This window comes from Merdimonas faecis (assembly GCF_001754075.1).
Taxonomy (GTDB): domain Bacteria; phylum Bacillota; class Clostridia; order Lachnospirales; family Lachnospiraceae; genus Merdimonas; species Merdimonas faecis.
The window spans coordinates 28,356-47,417 of the sequence record NZ_MIEH01000007.1; the positions used below are offsets into that span (position 1 = coordinate 28,356).

16 protein-coding genes are annotated in these 19,062 nt (G+C 48.7%); 4 read left to right on the forward strand and 12 right to left on the reverse strand.

The window, feature by feature from the left end; all coding sequences use genetic code 11:
- Window positions 1–65: 65 nt before the first annotated feature.
- The 3 genes from BKD12_RS02940 to BKD12_RS02950 form a co-directional block, all read right to left on the reverse strand.
- Window positions 66–1,235, reverse strand: coding sequence for a CD0519/CD1768 family membrane protein (locus tag BKD12_RS02940; RefSeq protein WP_070088020.1), 1,170 nt, complete (start codon window positions 1,233–1,235; stop codon window positions 66–68).
- A 126-nt stretch (window positions 1,236–1,361) separates the two neighbouring features.
- Window positions 1,362–2,594: a pyridoxal-phosphate-dependent aminotransferase family protein gene (locus tag BKD12_RS02945; protein ID WP_070087843.1), complete on the reverse strand. Its 1,233-nt coding sequence runs from the start codon at window positions 2,592–2,594 to the stop codon at window positions 1,362–1,364.
- Between the two features lie 154 nt (window positions 2,595–2,748).
- Complete coding sequence (locus BKD12_RS02950) at window positions 2,749–3,555, reverse strand: creatininase family protein (RefSeq protein WP_070087844.1); 807 nt, start codon at window positions 3,553–3,555, stop codon at window positions 2,749–2,751.
- Between the two features lie 191 nt (window positions 3,556–3,746).
- On the opposite strand from BKD12_RS02950, the gene BKD12_RS02955 reads away from it, so the two are divergent.
- A complete protein-coding gene (locus BKD12_RS02955) occupies window positions 3,747–5,045 on the forward strand; it encodes a putative ABC transporter permease (RefSeq protein ID WP_070087845.1) in 1,299 nt (432 codons plus the stop codon).
- A 76-nt stretch (window positions 5,046–5,121) separates the two neighbouring features.
- Here BKD12_RS02955 and ptsP read toward each other — a convergent pair whose 3' ends face one another.
- The 4 genes from ptsP to treP are packed head-to-tail and all read right to left on the reverse strand — an operon-like array spanning window position 5,122 to window position 10,704.
- Window positions 5,122–6,774 carry a phosphoenolpyruvate--protein phosphotransferase gene (gene ptsP, locus BKD12_RS02960; protein WP_070087846.1) on the reverse strand — a complete coding sequence of 551 codons (1,653 nt, stop codon included), beginning with the start codon at window positions 6,772–6,774 and terminating at the stop codon, window positions 5,122–5,124.
- Between the two features lie 32 nt (window positions 6,775–6,806).
- Window positions 6,807–7,064, reverse strand: coding sequence for an HPr family phosphocarrier protein (locus tag BKD12_RS02965; RefSeq protein ID WP_070087847.1), 258 nt, complete (start codon window positions 7,062–7,064; stop codon window positions 6,807–6,809).
- Window positions 7,065–7,096: 32 nt separating this feature from the next.
- Entirely contained in the window at window positions 7,097–8,749 is a 1,653-nt protein-coding gene (gene treC, locus BKD12_RS02970) for an alpha,alpha-phosphotrehalase (protein ID WP_070087848.1), read from the reverse strand.
- Window positions 8,750–8,760: 11 nt separating this feature from the next.
- On the reverse strand, window positions 8,761–10,704 hold the full coding sequence (gene treP, locus BKD12_RS02975) for a PTS system trehalose-specific EIIBC component (RefSeq protein ID WP_070087849.1): 1,944 nt from the start codon (window positions 10,702–10,704) through the stop codon (window positions 8,761–8,763).
- A gap of 157 nt (window positions 10,705–10,861) precedes the next feature.
- Here treP and treR point away from each other — a divergent pair, with 157 nt between their 5' ends.
- Window positions 10,862–11,596, forward strand: a complete 735-nt coding sequence (gene treR / locus BKD12_RS02980; RefSeq protein WP_070087850.1) for a trehalose operon repressor — start codon at window positions 10,862–10,864, stop codon at window positions 11,594–11,596.
- 48 nt (window positions 11,597–11,644) lie between these two features.
- On the forward strand, window positions 11,645–12,832 hold the full coding sequence (dpaL, locus tag BKD12_RS02985) for a diaminopropionate ammonia-lyase (protein ID WP_070087851.1): 1,188 nt from the start codon (window positions 11,645–11,647) through the stop codon (window positions 12,830–12,832).
- A gap of 53 nt (window positions 12,833–12,885) precedes the next feature.
- Here dpaL and BKD12_RS02990 read toward each other — a convergent pair whose 3' ends face one another.
- From BKD12_RS02990 to BKD12_RS03005, 4 genes are all read right to left on the reverse strand, one after another.
- Entirely contained in the window at window positions 12,886–13,737 is an 852-nt protein-coding gene (locus BKD12_RS02990; protein ID WP_070087852.1) for an aldo/keto reductase, read from the reverse strand.
- Window positions 13,738–13,875: 138 nt separating this feature from the next.
- Window positions 13,876–15,186 carry an O-acetylhomoserine aminocarboxypropyltransferase/cysteine synthase family protein gene (locus tag BKD12_RS02995; protein ID WP_070087853.1) on the reverse strand — a complete coding sequence of 437 codons (1,311 nt, stop codon included), beginning with the start codon at window positions 15,184–15,186 and terminating at the stop codon, window positions 13,876–13,878.
- Between the two features lie 125 nt (window positions 15,187–15,311).
- Complete coding sequence (locus tag BKD12_RS03000) at window positions 15,312–17,198, reverse strand: heavy metal translocating P-type ATPase (protein ID WP_070087854.1); 1,887 nt, start codon at window positions 17,196–17,198, stop codon at window positions 15,312–15,314.
- A gap of 25 nt (window positions 17,199–17,223) precedes the next feature.
- Window positions 17,224–17,442, reverse strand: coding sequence for a cation transporter (locus BKD12_RS03005; RefSeq protein WP_070087855.1), 219 nt, complete (start codon window positions 17,440–17,442; stop codon window positions 17,224–17,226).
- A gap of 218 nt (window positions 17,443–17,660) precedes the next feature.
- On the opposite strand from BKD12_RS03005, the gene BKD12_RS03010 reads away from it, so the two are divergent.
- Complete coding sequence (locus tag BKD12_RS03010) at window positions 17,661–18,023, forward strand: ArsR/SmtB family transcription factor (protein WP_070087856.1); 363 nt, start codon at window positions 17,661–17,663, stop codon at window positions 18,021–18,023.
- Window positions 18,024–18,030: 7 nt separating this feature from the next.
- Here BKD12_RS03010 and BKD12_RS03015 read toward each other — a convergent pair whose 3' ends face one another.
- The gene (locus tag BKD12_RS03015) at window positions 18,031–18,981 is read right to left on the reverse strand and encodes a CPBP family intramembrane glutamic endopeptidase (protein WP_070087857.1); all 951 of its coding nucleotides are present in this window, start codon (window positions 18,979–18,981) and stop codon (window positions 18,031–18,033) included.
- Window positions 18,982–19,062: the final 81 nt, after the last annotated feature.

A 19,062-nucleotide genomic window follows, 5' to 3' on the forward strand; every position in this document is an offset into this window, starting at 1 on the left:
TTCTGATAACGTTATCTTATCATCCTCGAAAAAGAGGCACAAGCTTTTCCTTTATTTTATAAAAACTACAATACCATTGAAACCAGTTGGAAGATCAGGTTGGCAGCAACACCAGCGCAAAGACCACCTATGGTATGGCTGATGATCGCCTTGCCGGTCAGGTGCGGCACCTTCAGCGCAGACATCATACCCACATGAGTACTTAAATATCCGCTCCAGCACATACACATAGCCGTAAATACTGCAATATCATTTGCGTGTGCTGTTCCGGCACTTACCATCTCAGGCACCAGTCCGATAGCAGCTCCCGCAGCTCCAAGAGCCGTGATCGGAACCGCCACAGCCGATGCAGATGTAAAGCCAAACAGTGGTTTCAGGATAAACTCCAGCTTTTCTCCGATCCACGGAAGCAGAGCTACACCTTCATAGGCAGCTCCGGTATAGGTTCCGTCTGCGGAAGGTCCGTTGGTCAGCATCATTACAATGGTACAGATAACCAGTACACCCGGAATGATGGCCATACCAACTTCTACACCATTCTTTCCTCCATCCAGAAGTGCTTCCAGGAGACGTCCACCTACTCCGCCATTTCGGATCTCTCGCTTATTCAGGATATCATCCGCAGATTCACCGTTTTCTTCTTCAATACAATAGCTTTCCGTACCGTATTCTTTTTTGGTAAATGTGGTCATGATCCGTACGCTGACAATACTTCCAATAATCGCGGCGATATTTCCGATCAGGACCGCCATTCCCAGATTCTCACCTGGTGCATTGATTCCAAGCATAAATGTGGTAACGATCAGCCCCATACCAAAAGCTGTTCCCAGGTTGGTCAGTGCCGGGAGCTGGAATTTCTTGAAATATCTGCGGAAATTCCGATCCTCGGCAAGCCCCAAGATTGCCGGGTTGTCGGAAAGATATGTGGTCATAATACCCACAGATGCCGCTCCCGGAAGATTATATAATGGCTTCATCAGCGGAGTGATCGCCTTATTTAAGAGTGCGATTACTCCAAATTCGGAAAGTGCTCCGGAAAGCGCTCCCGCAATGACAGCGATTGCCATAATATTAAAAACTGTATCAATCAAAAGTTCGTACGCGGTAGCCATCATTGTCTGCATCATGTTTGCACCGCCCATTTTCATTCCGATACCGCCAAAGATAATGGCAAGGAAGATCAGAAATACAAAGGCTTCTGCACTGACTGCTTTTTTAAATCTTTTTGTTTCCATGTCATTCCCCATTTCTTTTGTTATTTTTTTCACAGTTGATCTTTCTTATCATACCGGATATGTTAAAAAAAATCAACTACTTTTTTCAAACAGGGAATACTTCTGTGTAAAAAAGTTTATTTTTTGCTATTTTCCAGCTTTTTCGTAAACATCCAGAGCTGCTGCCACAGCCTCTCCTGTGGAAACTTTGACGCCATTTCTCAGCATTACAGCCTCCAGTGCGCCAAGGAGCAGAAGAATATTCCGTTTCTGGCTTGAATATCCCATGTTCCCGATTCTTAAAATTTTTCCATCCAGTGGTCCAAAGGAAGTGGCGATCTCAATACCAAACTCGTTTAACAGCATTCCGCGGATTGCTTTTCCGTCCGCTCCCTCCGGAATATTGATGGCAGTTACTACCGGCATCTTGTGTTCCAGGTCACCGAAAATGGAAAGTCCCATGGCTTTCAGTCCGGCTACCAGCGCCTCGTCGTTTAACTTATGTCTTGCAAAACGGGCTTCCAGTGTCTCATTTACGATGCAGCGAAGGGCCTCATGTACTGCATACTGCATACTGGTGGCCTCAGTATGGTGGTTCAGCCTTCTCGGGCTCCAGTAGTCCTCAAGCTGTGCAAGATCCAGATAGTTGCTTGGGATTCCCGCAAGCTTTCCATCCACATCATCCGTAGTACGGATTCCTTTCTCCACCCGCTTTCTCTTCCTGACGATCTCCCCGATCTGCTCGTTGTAGGTAATCAGTGCAGATCCGGACGGTGCAGAAATACATTTCTGGGTTCCGGATATACATGCGGACAGTTTCCAGTCGTCTACTTTCACTTCCGCTCCGCCCAGCGTGGCAACAGCATCTACGATCAGCAGCGCACCATATTTCTCACAGATCTCTCCCAGCTCATCCAGCGGCTGCATCATAGAAGTTGAAGTCTCGCCATGAATGCAGGCCACTGCCTTGTAGGAATCTTTTTTCAGGGCATCTTCAATCTCCTGAGGATCAAATACTGTACCCCATTCTTTTTCCAGCAGGGTAATATCTGCTCCGCAGCGCTCCAGAATCTCTGCCAGCAGATAGCCGAATCTGCCGAAGGCCGGGATCAGTACCTTGTCGCCCGGGCAGATCGCACCGGTCAGCACTGTCTCCAGACCGCCTCTGGATGTGGTATCTACCAGATATGTCTGGTGGTTCTTTGTCTGGAACACATAGCGCTCCATTTCCATAGTCTCATTCATCAGTGCGGTAAACTCCGGGTCAAACTGTCCCAGGATATGTGCGCTCATGGCGCGTAAGACTCTGGGGTCAGCCTCTACCGGCCCCGGAGTCATCAGTGTACGTGGTGACGGGTTGATTTCTTGAAATTGTCTCATGTTTTCCTCTCCTTTATCTGTATGATTTGCAGGTTTTTCTGTAAAAATACGCAAAAAAGTCCCAAGGAATTTCCACCCTTGGAACTTTCTGCTTAAGAGTATAGCGGGTTTGCAGTGTTTTCGCAATATCCAATTTGGATAAAAAATCAGGTTTTTACTTACGATATTCAAATTCAAACTTTACAAACTCATCAATAAACTTCAGTACGTAATCCACCACCGCGTCACAGACCTCTTTTCCCAGCTCAGCCGTAGCGTCTCTGGCGCTCTTGCTGTAATCCACGCCCGTGGCATGTCCATGCTCGATCAGGTCTCCGGTCTTGGATACATCACGGGTACGAAGATTCAGATATACAGCCGCTCCGTCAAATTCTCCCCGATGCAGGTCCAGGAACCGGATATTGCCAATTTTCTGATTATCCGGGATATGAGCACGCTCTACCTTTACCGTCTCCGGCGCAATGTGCATCATGACAGCTGTTTCCGTGATGTCTCCGTGACCAATGAGGCCCCACTCCGGATTCAAGTCCCCGGCCACTTCAAACCACTGGATATTTGCCACCGGAATATTTTTAAGCCGCAGATACTGTCCTACATCATACAGCGCATTATTGTTTCCGCCATGGCCGTTCAGAAACAGAAAATGTGTAAATCCATAGGAAACCAGTTGGTCACAGACTTCCTTTACATATGCCGCAAGTGCTGTCTGTGAAACCGCCATAGTCCCCGGGAAATCCGCATGATAAAGGGCATGTCCGTATGGGATCACCGGCGCCACCAGGCCTTTGTCTGTCTTCTCTCCAACTTTCTTAGCCAGATATTCCGCCACGATCCAGTCCGTTCCGACAGGAAGAGCCGGACCATGCTGTTCCGTGCTTCCCACAGGGATGATCGCCAGTTTTTTTGTTTTCAACGCTTCCTGATTCTCTTCCCATGTGTTTTCAAAAATAAAGTTGCTCATATGCCGATTCCTCCTTTTGTAAAATCTATCTATATCATACGCAAAATACAAATCCGGTGCAAGAATCCGGAACAGCTTTCTTCATATTTTTTTAATCTGTCCCTCTATAGACAATCCGAAAAAAATTATGCTATCATACCTTTTGAATCTGCTGTTTTACAAAAGAAAGGAAAATCAAAAAAGCACACATCATGGAACATACTTTTACAGAACTACTTTGGCTCCTTCTTATCTACTCTTTCATCGGATGGATCATTGAGGCGGCAGTCGGAACCATAAAAAACAGAAAATTTACTAACCGGGGCTTTTCTACCGGACCTTTCTGCCTGGTCTATGGAGTGGCGGCAGTGCTGATGGAAATCACTTTATCCGAATTAATAGGCAACCCCTTTTTTCTGTTTCTTGGCTGTGGAATACAGGCCACCTTTGTTGAATGGTTTACCGGTAAGACTCTGGAGCGGATGAACCGGCACAAATGGTGGGACTACTCTGATAAAAAGTGGAATTTCGACGGCTATATTTGTCCGCAGTATTCCCTTTTATGGGCGGTGCTGGGTATTGTCAGCATCCGTTTTGCCACGCCGCTGTTTCTGGACGTGTATTACCAGATTCCCGAACCTGTTTCTATAATCATCGTATGGGTATTCGCTGTTTATCTTCTTCTGGATATGGCGGTTTCCTTTGCGGCGGTTTTTCATCTGCGGAATTTTTCACTGGAGGCTTCTCAGCTGGACATCCCCTTTGCAGACTGGTCCCGCCGGACAAGCCGGCCTATTATAGGGTATGCGGAGCGCCGTATCGCCAATGTCTACCCTTCCATCCAGGAAAAGGCAGACGAAATCTTAAGTGAAGGAAAATTTGCCGAAGGCTGCGGGTTCTATAAACTATTCTGGCTGTTTTTGATCGGATCACTGCTGGGAGACATTACCGAAACCATTTTCTGCCGCTTTACCGCCGGCGAATGGATGAACCGCAGCAGCCTGGTCTGGGGGCCCTTCAGCATCGTCTGGGGCTTCGCCATCGTCCTTGCAACTATTCTGCTCTACAAAGACAAGGATAAGCCGGACAGACATATTTTCCTCGTCGGTACCTTTCTGGGCGGTGCCTATGAATATATCTGCAGCGTACTTGCAGAGATTGTTTTCGGACAGGTTTTCTGGGATTATAGTGACATTCCCTTTAACCTTGGAGGACGCGTCAATCTCCTTTACTGCTTTTTTTGGGGAATTGCCGCGCTGATCTGGATCAAAGGACTGTATCCGCCCTTCTCCCGGTGGATTGAAAAAATCCCAAAAGTCACCGGTTATATCCTGACATGGATTCTGGTCCTGTTTATGTCCATAAATATGCTGGTCTCCGCCGCCGCATTGATACGCTACAGCGAAAGGAACGGCGGTCCGCCCGCAGCCAGCGGCTGGGAGCATGTTATAGACACCCACTTCGACGACCAAAGGATGCAGGATCAGTTCCCAAATGCAAAGAAAAAATAGTCCGGGCACGCAGATGGGGACACCCTGATACGCAGATGGGGACACCCACTTTTGCAAATGGGGACGTACACTTTTGTCAAAAGTGTACGTCCCCATTTGCTACATTTGCTGCATCTGCCACTGTCTCCCGGATGATTTTCCGGATCGGCAGCACGCTTGCCGGAGTTACCGACAACTCGTCTACCCCCATCTTCACGAATGTTTCGGTCAGCGTGGTATCTGCACCCAGCTCCCCGCAGATACCCACCCAGCATCCGCTTTTGTGTCCATTTTCTATAGTCATCTGAATCATTTTCAACACCGCCGGATGGTGGGCGTCGTAGATCGGATCCAGCTTTGCATTCTGACGATCGATAGCCAGGGTATACTGGGTCAGGTCATTGGTCCCAATGCTGAAAAAATCCACCTCTTTTCCCAGTTCCCCGCTGATCATGACGGCTGCCGGCGTCTCAATCATTACGCCCTGTTCAAAGTTTCCATAGGGGATATCTTTTTCGTCAAACTCTGCCTTGATCTCCTTTACAATGTCCTTGATTCTCTTTACTTCATCTACGGAAATGATCATCGGATACATGATTCCCAAATTGCCGTAAGCACTGGCACGAAGAAGCGCTCTCAGCTGCGTCTGAAAGATCTCCGGACGGTCCAGACAGATTCTGATAGCCCGGTATCCCATAGCCGGATTGTCTTCCTTATCAAGCCCGAAATACTCTACCTGTTTGTCGGCTCCAATATCCAGAGTCCGGATGATCACCTTTCTTCCGCCCATCATCTCCAGTGCAGATTTATAGGCCTGAAACTGCTCTTCTTCAGTTGGATAATCCTGCTTTTCCAGATAGAGGAACTCACTCCTGAAAAGGCCAATCCCCCCGGCGTCATTGGCCAGCACCTTCGCAATATCTCCCACGCTTCCGATATTGGCAAACAGCCTGATCTTCTTGCCGTCTCTGGTCACATCTTCTTTACCCTTCAGTTCCTGCAGAAGAGCCTTCTGGCGTTCCTGCTCGTCTTTCTTTTCCTGATAGGCAAAAAGAGTCTCTTCGTCCGGATCCAGGATCAGTTCTCCCTTAATTCCGTCAATAACAGCCATTTTCCCATTCATCGTTTCCGAAGTATGAATACCGATCAGCGCCGGGATATTCATGGTTCGGGCCAGGATTGCCGTGTGGGAATTGGCAGAGCCAAGTTCTGTTACAAATCCTAACAGCTTGGACTTATCCATCTGTACCGTCTCGCTCGGCGCCAGATCCCGGGCCGCCAGGATCACCGGCTCATCTCCCAGCTCTCCGGCCCCCTGCCTTCCCTGCAGGATACTGACCACCCGCTCCGCAATATCCTTGATATCTGCAGAACGGGCTCTGAAATACTCATCATCCATCTCTGCAAACATCCTGGAGAAATTATCTCCCGCAACAGCCACCGCATACTCTGCATTGACCTTTTGTCCCTCGATCATATTCCGGATTGAATCATGAAAGTCTTCATCTTCCAGCATCATAGAATGTACTTCAAAGATTGCGGCATTGACCTCGCCCACCTCTTTCAGTGCTTTCTCATACAGCTGATTCAACTGCGCCACGGCTGCTTCCTTTGCCTTTTCAAACCGTGCAAGCTCAGCTGCTGTATCTGTGATGCTTTTTCTCTGGACTACCTGCTCATCCTTGGAATAAAACAGAATCTTCCCAATAGCGATTTCTTTTAAAATGGATTTCCCCGTGTATTTTTCCATTCCAGGTTCTCCCTTCTTCCGTATCTGACAGATTACAGATTATTTTTGAAGAACTCTTCCATTGCAGCAATCGCCTCATTCTCGTCCGGTCCTTCTGCAGTAATGGTCACCTCTGTTCCGTGCTTGATCCCCATTCCCATTATGGCCAGAAGCTTTCCTGCCTCTGCCTTCTTTCCATTGCCTTCCAGCATTATTTTTGACTGAAATTTCTTCACTTCTTTTACCAGCACTCCCGCCGGTCTTGCGTGGATTCCCAGTTCGTCCTGAATTGTGTAGGTCATTGTTTTCATAGTTCATCTCTCCTTAATTTTTATATGATTTTTTAAGCTTCTCTATAAAGGACCAGCGCCTCATAAGGCTTCAGGCGGATCCGCTTTCCATCCATCATATGATGCTCATAATTACTCAGGATACATGTATAGTCTTTCAGCGACTCATCCGCCTCCCAGGTCACTTCTTTCCCGTAAAAGTTGTTGATCACCAGTAATTTCTGGTCCCGATAATTTCTCCGATATGCCAGAACCGACGGATGCATTTCATCCAGCGCTTCAAAATCTCCATATCCTACGATATCATATTTTTTTCTTAAAGTAATCAATTTCTGATAATAATGAAAAATGGAATCCTCGTCCTTTTCTTCCGTTTCCGCATTAATATAGGCACAGTTGTCATTCACTTCAATCCATGGCTCTGCCTGGCTGAATCCCCCGTTTTTCTGATCTGACCACTGCATCGGTGTGCGGCTGTTGTCCCGGGAATGGATCGCAAGGATCTGATATGCATTTTCTCTTGTCAGCCCCTTTTCCTGCAGGATCCGGAAATGATTGATACTCTCCACATCCCGGTATTGCGAAATGTCATGAAAACCGGGATTGGTCATCCCAAGCTCCTCGCCCTGGTAAATATAGGGCGTGCCTCTCATACAATGGATCACTGTGGCGAGCATCTTTGCCGACTCCTTCCAGTATTCCTTTGTATTGCCGAATCTGGACACTACTCTTGGCTGGTCATGATTACACCAGAACACTGCATTCCATGCATGATGTTCTGCCATATGTGTCTGCCATTCAAATAAAATATGCTTCAGCTTACAAAAATCAAATGGTACCATTACCCATTTTTCATTTCCCATGAAATCCACCTTCAGGTGGTGAAAGCTGAACACCATGGACAGCTCTTTTCCATTCTCCGACGCATAACGATAACAGTTCTCCATAGAAGTACTGGACATTTCCCCCACCGTGATAATCTCGGCATCTGTCCCGAAAGTAGCTTCATTCAGCTCCTGCAGATACTTGTGGATATTCGGTCCGTCTGTATAAAATCTTCGCCCGTCTCCTTCAAGATCATCCCGGAATTCTCCCTTGCTGATCAGGTTTACCACATCAAACCGGAACCCCTTGATGCCTTTTCCCATCCAGAACTTTACTACATCCTGGATCCTCCGCCGCACTTTAGGATTGTCCCAGTTCAGATCCGGCTGTGACACATCAAAAAGATGGAGATAATACTCATCAAACTGTTCTACATATTCCCACGCGCTCCCGCCAAATTTGCTCTCCCAGTTGGTAGGCGGAACTCCGGGCTTTTTCCCTTTTTTGAAAATATAGAAATCTTTGTATTCAGGGTCGCCTGCCAGAGCCTTCCGGAACCACTCATGACGGTCTGACGTATGATTAAATACCATGTCCAGCATCAGACTGATTCCCCGCTTCCCCGCTTCCCGGGACAGCTCTTCCAGGTCCTCCATTGTACCGTATCTTGGATCAATGTGATAATAATCTTCCACATCATATCCATTATCCTTTTGGGGTGATACGAAGAACGGCGTCAGCCAGATATAATCCGCCCCCAGCCGCCGGATATAATCCAGCTTCTCCGTCACCCCTTTCAGATCACCCAGTCCGTCGCCATCACTGTCATAAAAGGATTTGGGATAAATCTGATAGATCACACTTTTCTTAAAATCCACCATGTCAGCGCCTCCTATGCAAATCTGATCACTGTAGTCTCTCCGGCTTTTCCATCCATACCTGAAAGATATTCTACAGTTTCATAATTTCCTTCATCTGTCACAATAAATACGGTTACTGTCGGATGACCGGCTGCCCGGATCTTCTCCGGATCAAAACGAATCAGCGGCTGTCCCTGCTTCACTGCTTCTCCTTCCTTTACAAGAAGTTCGAATCCGTCTCCGCCCATATCCACAGTGTCAATTCCTACATGGATCAAAAGCTCTGCACCATTGTCCAGCACCAATCCGCAGGCATGCCCGGTATCCGCCATAACTACGCCCACCTCTGCATCTGCCGGAGACACTACCGTATCACTTTCCGGTTCAATAGCGATACCATTTCCCATCACACACTGAGAGAACACTTCATCCGGCACTTCACTGATCGGGATTACCCTTCCCGTCAGACCAGCCTTCAGCTCCACTGAAGCTTTCTCCCCGGACTCTGCCCCGATGCTTTCTGTCTGCGGCAGTTCTTCGCTCTCTTCACCGCAAAGCGCTTCTTTAGAAAGCTTTCTGCTTCCCACAGCCATGGTCAGAACAAACGGCACTACGATCGCAACCGCCATTGCAATCAGAAAATACAGATAGAACGCCGGCTTAATAGAAAGGATTCCCGGGAGTCCTCCCACACCGATACTGAACGCCTGCACACCGGCCCCGACAGAAATCATAGCCGCAATGGCAGAGCCGATCATACCGCATACCAGCGGAAATCCATATTTTAAATTGACACCAAAGAGCGCCGGTTCCGTAACTCCCAGATAACAGGATATGCACGCCGGAATATTCACCTGCTGGGCACGCTCGTTTCTCTTCTGTAAGACAGACATTGCAAGAACCGCTGACCCTTGCGCGATATTAGAAAGTGCGATCATCGGCCAGAGGATTGTCCCGTCATACAGATTCGTAAGCTGTGAATCGATAGCGTTGGTCATATGATGAAGTCCTGTCATAACGACCGGGGCGTACAAAAGCCCGAATACACCTGCAAATGCCACGCCAAACGGAGACATTAATCCATTATAGACTATGTTTGCAATGGCATCCCCGATCTTCCATCCGATCGGTCCCACAACAGTATGGGCAATAATAACCGCCGGCACCAGCGAGCAGAACGGAACCACGATCATACTGATCACTTCCGGGCAGTGCTTTTTGAAGAATTTTTCCAGATATACCAGAACAAACCCGGCCATCATCGCCGCAATAACCTGTCCCTGGTATCCGATCATCTCTACTTTTGCAAAACCAAAATCCCACACCGGAATATCTGATGCCGCCGTATCAGCCACGCTGAATCCGTTCAGAAGCTGGGAAGACACCAGCGTAAGTCCCAGAATAATACCAAGGATCTGTGTTGTTCCCATCTTCTTCGTGATCGACCATACGATTCCTACCGGCAGCAGATGAAATACCGCTTCTCCGATAAGCCACAGGAAGCTATAAGTCCCGGCCCAGAACTGAGAGATATCCGCCAGGCTTTTGGTCCCGTCTGCAAAAAAATTAATTTCACCGATTATGTTTCGGAATCCCAGAACAAGACCGCCGCAGATCAAGGCCGGGATAAGCGGCGCAAAAATTTCCCCCAACGCACTCATGATCTTCTGCAGCGGATTCTGATTGGTTCTGGCAGCAGCCTTCACCGCATCCTTGCTTACACCTTCAATCCCCGCATAAGCTGTAAATTCATTATAGAAGACCGCCACATCGTTTCCAATAATGACCTGGTACTGTCCTGCCTGGGTAAATGTCCCTTTTACGGATCTGATCTTTTCAATCGCCCTGGCATCCGCCTTCTTCTCATCTACAAGAACAAATCTCATTCTTGTCATACAGTGGGATACTGCCTGGATGTTCTCCTTCCCCCCGATCAGTTCAAGAAGCTGCCTGACATCCTCTGTATACTTCGCCATCTCGTACCTCCTCACACATTCCTTCACTTGTTTGAACAAGCCAACTATAGCACACTTGTTTAAACATGTCAATCTCTTTTTCCTTGACTTTCCTGCATATCGAGATATAATGAAAGCAGCTGTTTAAACAAGATATACTTCTACAGGATGTGAGGAAATGCCAAAAGCAAAATATCATGATATTTACAGGGATTTAAAGCAGAAAATCGAGGATGAAGAGTATGCCTATCAGGACTTTCTTCCTTCTGAAAATTCACTGATCCAGACCTACCACTGCTCCCGCAATACGATCCGCCGGGCCATCAGTCAACTGGTCAGTGACGGATATGTGCAGACCATGCAGGGCAAAGGCGTACGCAATATTTATCTTCCCGTTTCCCCCACCTATTACACGATAGGCGGCATTGAATCTTTTAAGGAGGCCTCCCTCAGAAACCATCAAAAGGCACGGACGCGTGTCCTCCAGTTTATCGAACTGACCGCTGACGAAAAAATCGCCAGACAAAGCGGTTTTCCTGTAGGTTCTGAACTGTATTATGTCCAGAGACTCCACTATTTAGACGGAAAACCGCTGATCATCAACCACAACTACTTTCTGAAGAGCGCGGTGCCCGGTCTTACACCCGAGATTGCCGAAGATTCCATATATGATTACCTGGAAAACACGCTCCATATGACTATCGTCAACAGTAAACGAGTGGTAACTGTTATGAAGATCACCCAGATTGATGAAAAATATCTGGAACTGGACGTCAACGACTATAACTGCATGGCTGTCATTACCAGCCACACTTACAACAGCGATGGCATCATGTTCGAATACACTCAGTCCCGCCACCGGCCAGACTACTTCCGTTTCCAGGACAATGCAGTCCGTAAGCCCCGGGCATGATTGCCGGAGATACAAAAAAACGAAAAAAAAGTAGAAAGGAGTCCCTTTATGGCAATCCAGTCTTATATAAATCAAAAAACCTCCATCCCCACGGATGTCCTGTCTCTGACCGGTCCGGAAGTCCTTGCCAGAGCCAGGCGTTTCCACAGCACCATCCCCGGATACCAGCCCACTCCACTGGTCTTTCTTGACCATCTGGCAAGGCGTCTGGGCATTTCATCCCTTCTGGTAAAGGATGAATCTCACCGCTTTGGCCTGAACGCCTTCAAATCGCTGGGCGGGAGCTTTGCCATTGCCCGCACTCTGGCAAAAAAGCTTGGCTGGCCGGAAGATGAGGTCACCTTCGATGCTCTCATGTCTCCTGAGGTGAAGGAGAAGCTTGGCACACTGACCTTCGTTACCGCCACCGACGGAAACCACGGCCGGGGCGTTGCCTGGGCTGCCAGGCTTTTAGGCCACAAGTCGGTGGTCTACATGCCAAAGGGCAGCTCGCTGGAGCGTCTGGAAAACATCCGCGCTCAGGGCGCCTACGCCGAGATCACAGACCAGAATTACGATGGCGCCGTCCGTCTGGCTGACCAAATGGCAAAACAAAATGGCTGGATCCTGGTCCAGGACACAGCATGGCCCGGATACGAAGAAATCCCTGCATGGATCATGCAGGGATATACTACCATCGCCCAGGAAATCTTCGGTCAGCTCAAAGAAAATAATCTGCAAATGCCCACCCATCTTTTCCTTCAGGCGGGCGTCGGAAGCTTCGCCGGGGCTATGCTTGGAAGCTTTGCCGCAAGACTTGGAAAAGACTGTCCCGTCACCTGCATCGTTGAGCCAGACAAGGCAGACTGTCTGTACCGAAGCGCCCGATCCGGGACCATCACTCCGGTAACAGGTGATATGGACAGTATGATGGCCGGCCTTTGCTGCGGTGAGCCCTGTACCATAAGCTGGGAAATCATCCGCAGAGGAGCCGCCGCCTTTTTCTCCTGCAGCGATGATTACTCTGCCAGAGGGATGCGTCTGCTTGGGCGCCCGGAACCGGGCGATCCTCCAATCGTATCCGGCGAATCCGGAGCCGTCGGCGCAGGTATCCTCGCTGCTCTTATGGAAGATAAAGCTCTTTCTGATATCCGGCACTCCCTTGGATTAGATGCACATTCACGGGTGCTTTGCATCAGCACCGAGGGCGATACCGACCAGGCCAATTACCAGACCATTCTTTCCTGTAAGGGTTAGACATACTAATTGGGGACGGGGGATTTTAAGAAATCCCCCGTCCCCAATTACAATTAGTCATGGATTTTATAATTATTCAGCAGCATCTCTGCCACTCCCGGCGCCTCCGGATCGTGGTGCCCCTTTCCTGTATCCAGCGTCCGCAGACTGTCCATTTCGCCGTCTGACAGCTCGAAATCAAAGATATCAATATTTCCTGCAATCCTTTGTGGATTCGTGGATTTCGGCAGAACGATCAATCCGTCCTGTACCTCAAACCTGAGAATAATCTGCCCCGGATTCTTTCCGTATTTGTCCGCCAGTTTTACAATATCCGGATGGCTAAGAAGTGTCTCATCCCCATGTCCCAACGGCTGATAGGCCTCAATCTTTACATCATTCTCAGCAAGAAGCGCACGCAGCTCTTTCTGCTGGAAGAAGGGATTGCACTCCACCTGGTTTACAGCAGGCATCGTCGCAAATTGCGGCACAAATTCCTTCCAGATCTTCGGTGTCATGTTGCTGACGCCAATGGATCTTATCTTTCCTTCCGCCTTTGCTTCCTCCAGGGCTTTCCATGCTCCGGCCACATCCCCGTAGGGCTGGTGCAGCAGATACAGGTCTACATAGTCAAGCCCCAGTTTTTCCAGAGATGTTTCAAGACCTTTCTTTGCTGCTTCATATCCATAATCCTGGAGCCAGAGTTTGCTTGTGATAAAAATCTCTTCTCTGGGAATCCCGCTGTCCTTTACCGCTTTTCCCACCTCAGCTTCGTTAAAGTATGCGGCCGCTGTATCAATATGACGGTATCCTGCCTTTAACGCCCGGGTTACCGCTTCATATGTTGCTCCATCATTTGGGATAAGGAATACGCCAAATCCCACTGCTGGTATTTTATTTCCATCATTTAAAGTTACCATTTCCATCGCACATACCTCCTGAATCTTCCGTCTGTTTTCCCGGGAATCCTTTCGTCCTCCCTATCTATATTCTAATGTGCGAATCTGAAAAACTACAATGCCAATCAAACACTAAAGTATAACTTAAATGCATACTTTTACTTTTTATTGCCGGAATCCCTCTTCCAGTGCCGCAATCAGATCCTCCGCCTTCTCAATGCCGATAGACAGCCGGATCGTGTTGGGTCTGATTCCCTGCTCCGCCAGCTCTTCCTCCGTACACTGGCTGTGGGTAGTGGTAGCCGGATGGATCACCAGGGATTTTACGTCTGCCACATTGGCCAGCAGGGAGAAGATCGGCAGATTGTCGATAAAGGCCCTCGCCTCTCTTTCTCCTCCCTTGATCTCAAAGGTAAAGATGGAGCCTCCGCCCTTGGGAAAATACTTTTTGTAGAGTGTATGCGTTGGTTCGCCTTTAAGGGACGGATGATGCACAGCTTCTACTTTTGGATGCCCGGACAGGTACTCTACGATCTTCTGTGCATTTTCCACATGCCGCTCTACCCGGAGAGACAGTGTTTCCAGCCCCTGGAGTAACAAAAAGGCATGGAAGGGCGAGAGTGTGGCTCCCGTATCCCTAAGGAGTACCGCCCGGACATAAGCCGCAAATGGCGCTTCCGGCGCCGCCTCTGTAAAAGTGATCCCATGATAGCTGGGATTTGCTTCGGAAATCCAGGGATATTTCCCAGACGCTTTCCAGTCAAACCGTCCGCCATCGACCAGCACTCCTCCAAGGGCCGTCCCATGCCCGCCGATAAATTTCGTCGCCGAGTGTACCACAATATCCGCTCCGTACTCGATGGGCCGCACCAGGTAAGGCGTCGCAAATGTGGAATCCACCACCAGAGGGATCTGATGACTGTGTGCGATCTTTGAAAGTGTCTCCAGATCCGCCACATTGGAATGCGGATTTCCCAGAGTCTCGGTAAAAACCGCCTTTGTATTTTCCTGTATGGCGCCCTCAAACGCCCCTTCCTCCTCCGGATCCACAAAGGTGGCTGTGATACCCGCTGTCAGCGGAAGCGTGTGGGCCAGCAGATGATAGGTTCCTCCATAAATATTCCTGGATGCCACGATGTGCTCTCCGGCTTTCGCAAGCGCCTGGATCGCATAAGAAACGGCCGCCGCTCCTGAACTTACTGCCAGCGCTGCCGCTCCGCCCTCCAGCGCTGCCATTCTCCTTTCAAGCACCTCCCCGGTAGGATTGGTCAATCTTCCATATATATTTCCCTCGTCCCTCAGGGCAAATCGGTCTGCCGCATGCCGGCAGTCTTCAAATACAAACGACGTGGATGCATAGATCGGGACAGCCCTGGCTCCGGTTGCCAGATCCGGATTTTCCTGCCCGATATGTACCTGCTTCGTCTCAAATCCCCAGTTTGCCGAATTTTTAATGTCACTTCTGCTCGTTGTCATGATATCGTCCTCCTTTTCCGATATCCTACCACGACGGTCTCGTTCCCGCTAATACGTAAAAGAAATAGCCGGCTATAGGCTGAAGCTATAACCGGCCATTTCTCCAATTGAGATTTTTCATTATCTTATAAATTTTTTACAAACAGCGCCCGGATCGCATTGAGCACCGCAATGATCATAACACCCACATCGGCAAAGATAGCCAGCCACATGTTGGCGATCCCCAGTGCGCCAAGCAGCAGGCAGATCAGCTTCACACCGATGGCAAACACAATATTCTGATATACGATCCGCAGACATTTCCTGGATATTTTAATCGCTTTGGAAATCTTCATGGGATCATCATCCATCAATACCACGTCCGCAGCCTCGATAGCTGCATCTGATCCCATGGCCCCCATAGCAATCCCGATATCGGCTCTCCCTAACACCGGTGCGTCATTGATGCCATCGCCCACAAACGCCAGCTTTTCTTTCTCTGGTTTCGATGCAAGCAAAGCCTCTACCTTCTCTACCTTATCTGCCGGAAGAAGCTCGCTGTACACTGCGTCCAGCCCAAGCTCTCCTGCTACCTGTTCTGCGACTCTGCGGATATCTCCCGTCAGCATAACTGTCTTTTGTACGCCCGCTGTCTTTAATTCCCGGACCGCCTCCTTTGAATGAGGTTTTAAAACATCTGAGATCACAATATGGCCGGCATACGTCCCGTCAACCGCAACGTGTATAATAGTGCCTACCAGATGGCATCCGATATATTCAATCCCCAGACGCTCCATCAATTTATCATTTCCCGCGGCCACCTCATGGCCGTCCACCTTTGCCAGCACACCGTTTCCGCTGATCTCCCTGATATCTGTTACGCGGGAGCGGTCAATCTCTTTTCCATAGGCTTTCTGAATACTTCTGCTGATCGGATGTGAGGAAGCACTTTCCGCCAGCGCCGCATACTCGATCAGCTTCTCGTCTTCCATCTCATTATGGTGAATTCCATTGACTTCAAACACTCCCCGGGTCAATGTTCCCGTCTTGTCAAATACAACAATTTTTGTCTGAGACAATGTTTCCAGATAGTTAGACCCTTTTACCAGGACTCCTGCGTTGCTGGCTCCTCCGATCCCCGCGAAAAAGCTGAGCGGAATACTGATAACAAGCGCACATGGACAGCTGATAACCAGGAAGGTAAGCGCCCGGTAGATCCAGATATCCCAGTCCGCCGCAAGCCCCATCCCAATCATTCTGACCAGAGGAGGAAGAAATGCAAGGGCCAGTGCCGCATAACAAACCGCCGGTGTATAGATCCTTGCAAATCTGGATATAAATTCTTCAGATCTGGACTTTCTTGAACTGGCATTTTCTACCAGATCCAGGATTCTGGAAACCGTCGATTCCCCAAACTCTTTCGTAGTCTTTACCTTCAAAAGCCCTGTCATATTAATACATCCGCTGATAATCTCATCCCCTGCAGCAGCCTCTCTCGGGATGCTTTCTCCTGTCAGCGCACTGGTGTTCAATGTGGAGGATCCCTCCAGGATCACGCCGTCGATCGGAACCTTCTCTCCCGGCTGCACCACGATCACGCTTCCAATTTCCACCTCGTCCGGATCCACCTTCTCAAGCTTTCCGTCCTGCTCCACATTGGCATAGTCCGGCCGTATATCCATCAGTTCACTGATATTTCGTCGGCTCTTACCCACCGCGTAACTCTGAAACAGCTCCCCGATCTGATAAAACAGCATAACGGCAATCGCTTCTGTATAGTCTCCGCTCTGTTCATAAAGTGCGATAGCAATGGCTCCGACCGTGGCAACCGCCATCAAAAAATTCTCATCAAACATCTGGCGGTTTTTTATCCCTTTGAAAGCCTTCAGCAAAATGTCATACCCGATGATCAGATACGGCACCAGATACAGGACAAATCTTGCAATCCCCGTGACCGGCGCAAAACTCAGCGCAATCAGCAGGGCCGCCGAGATCAGGATCCGGATCAGCATCTTTTTCTGCTTCTTATTCATAGCACTACTCCTTGCTTTAAGCGGATTATAAGAAAATCTCGCAGTCGTCTTCTACCTTCCTGCAGTTTTTCAGCACATCCTTCATGACCGTTTTTGGCTCATAGCCTTCCTCAAACTCCACGATCATCTTCAGCATCATGAAATTAACAGTTGCATGTTTCACCCCTGCGGTATTATTTGCCGCTTCTTCCATTTTGTTTGCACAGTTTGCACAGTCAACGTCGATTTTATACGTCTTCTTCATTTTCCCGCTTCCTTTCCCTTCATTCTCATCTCAAACAATTAATCATTTGTTTAATCGTTGGTTTTATTATATGCACAGTATCAGGATATGTCAATCCCTTAGCCTAATCTTTTTTACTTTTTTATTGCGCCGTCCCGGAACCTATAATAGAATAACTTATAAGATGCCAGAGGCAAAGCCTGCAGTCTGGCATTACATCAGCGGAAGGAGATTCTACCATGACAGACTACAGACTGCCCCACGACCACGGACAGAATATCGAACAGAATCTGGCACAGCTGCCCAGTATTGATGATTTTCAGACAGTAGCAGATATTTTCAAACAGATGGGCGATGGGAGCCGTGTACGTATCTTCTGGCTTTTATGCCACTGCGAAGAATGTGTGATCAATATTTCCTCCATGGTAGACATGAGCAGTCCCGCCGTCTCTCACCATCTCAGACAATTAAAAACCAGCGGCCTTATTACCAGCCGCCGGGAAGGGAAAGAAGTATATTATAAAGCCGCCAAAACTCCTCAGGCACAGCTTTTGCACCACGTTATCGAACAGATGATGGAGATTGCCTGCCCGTCTTCATAAATGAATATTAGATGCGGCCTACGCCGTCCATGGCCACGCAAATCTCCATGATGATAAATAAAATCATCCATACAGCGGTAAACGCATAGGCCCAGTATCTCTTTTCCGGCCGGTTTTCCTGCCACCAGCCGCGGATTTCATTTCTTTTCCGGAACAGGATTACACATGCCGCTGCAAAAAACGCCAGCGCAATCCCGTACTCTACAGCCGACCTGGCTGTCTCCGGCAGCTGCTTTGTTACTCTCCCCAGAAGATCGCTGAATACCATGTTATTGATTACATGGATCAGGGCAGACCATTTCAGAGAATATTCCACCGCAACATAGCCAAATACCAGCCCTGCCCCGAACGCAAACAGCCCCTGCAGGAAATTTCCGTGCATCACGCCAAACAGTACTGCCGACAAAACAATCGCAAATCCTTTGCCATAGGGGAGCAGCCTGTCCATGATAAATCCCCGGAAGACCACTTCTTCTGCCACAGGCCCTACCAGTGCGGTATAAAGAAATAACGGCAGCGTCCCGCTGATGGCCGTAGCGTTCTGTGCTGCTTCCGCCAACGTGTATCCCAGGGGATTTAATGCTGCTTCCGCCAGTGCTGCTGCCGCCATAAAGATTACCTGACAGGACATAAACACACAGAAAATACGCAGAAATGCAGGCAGCTTCATCTCTTTTCTCTCCTGCCACATCCTTTTAAGACTTCCTCTTTTGCGATACCGAAAAAACAGGAACAAAAGCCCTGCCGCAGTTCCCGCAATACTCAGGATTCCCGCATGCGCTCTTACACTCTTGCCCAATTCCGCAACCACTGTCCCGGTCTCACCGCCTCCTGCCCTGGATAACATCATCACACTCCTTACGATTGCAAATGTAAATGTTACCCCTGCCAACAGCACATAATAAACCAGAACATCTCTTGATATCTGATTCACCAGCTTTTTTATTTCTTTCTTCATTCCGTCTCTCCTTTTGCCTTAACTTTTCAAATCCTTTTCTTTTCGCTTTCTACTATAAGGCAAAAAAGAACAGAGCACCCG

Excerpts from the sequence above, each read along its gene's own strand:
- BKD12_RS02940 (WP_070088020.1), bottom strand. The coding sequence starts at position 1,235 with ATGGAAACAAAAAGATTTAAAAAAGCAGTCAGTGCAGAAGCCTTTGTA.
- BKD12_RS02945 (WP_070087843.1), bottom strand. The coding sequence starts at position 2,594 with ATGAGACAATTTCAAGAAATCAACCCGTCACCACGTACACTGATGACT.
- BKD12_RS02950 (WP_070087844.1), bottom strand. The coding sequence starts at position 3,555 with ATGAGCAACTTTATTTTTGAAAACACATGGGAAGAGAATCAGGAAGCG.
- BKD12_RS02955 (WP_070087845.1), top strand. The coding sequence starts at position 3,747 with ATGGAACATACTTTTACAGAACTACTTTGGCTCCTTCTTATCTACTCT.
- ptsP (WP_070087846.1), bottom strand. The coding sequence starts at position 6,774 with ATGGAAAAATACACGGGGAAATCCATTTTAAAAGAAATCGCTATTGGG.
- BKD12_RS02965 (WP_070087847.1), bottom strand. The coding sequence starts at position 7,064 with ATGAAAACAATGACCTACACAATTCAGGACGAACTGGGAATCCACGCA.
- treC (WP_070087848.1), bottom strand. The coding sequence starts at position 8,749 with ATGGTGGATTTTAAGAAAAGTGTGATCTATCAGATTTATCCCAAATCC.
- treP (WP_070087849.1), bottom strand. The coding sequence starts at position 10,704 with ATGGCGAAGTATACAGAGGATGTCAGGCAGCTTCTTGAACTGATCGGG.
- treR (WP_070087850.1), top strand. The coding sequence starts at position 10,862 with ATGCCAAAAGCAAAATATCATGATATTTACAGGGATTTAAAGCAGAAA.
- dpaL (WP_070087851.1), top strand. The coding sequence starts at position 11,645 with ATGGCAATCCAGTCTTATATAAATCAAAAAACCTCCATCCCCACGGAT.
- BKD12_RS02990 (WP_070087852.1), bottom strand. The coding sequence starts at position 13,737 with ATGGAAATGGTAACTTTAAATGATGGAAATAAAATACCAGCAGTGGGA.
- BKD12_RS02995 (WP_070087853.1), bottom strand. The coding sequence starts at position 15,186 with ATGACAACGAGCAGAAGTGACATTAAAAATTCGGCAAACTGGGGATTT.
- BKD12_RS03000 (WP_070087854.1), bottom strand. The coding sequence starts at position 17,198 with ATGAATAAGAAGCAGAAAAAGATGCTGATCCGGATCCTGATCTCGGCG.
- BKD12_RS03005 (WP_070087855.1), bottom strand. The coding sequence starts at position 17,442 with ATGAAGAAGACGTATAAAATCGACGTTGACTGTGCAAACTGTGCAAAC.
- BKD12_RS03010 (WP_070087856.1), top strand. The coding sequence starts at position 17,661 with ATGACAGACTACAGACTGCCCCACGACCACGGACAGAATATCGAACAG.
- BKD12_RS03015 (WP_070087857.1), bottom strand. The coding sequence starts at position 18,981 with ATGAAGAAAGAAATAAAAAAGCTGGTGAATCAGATATCAAGAGATGTT.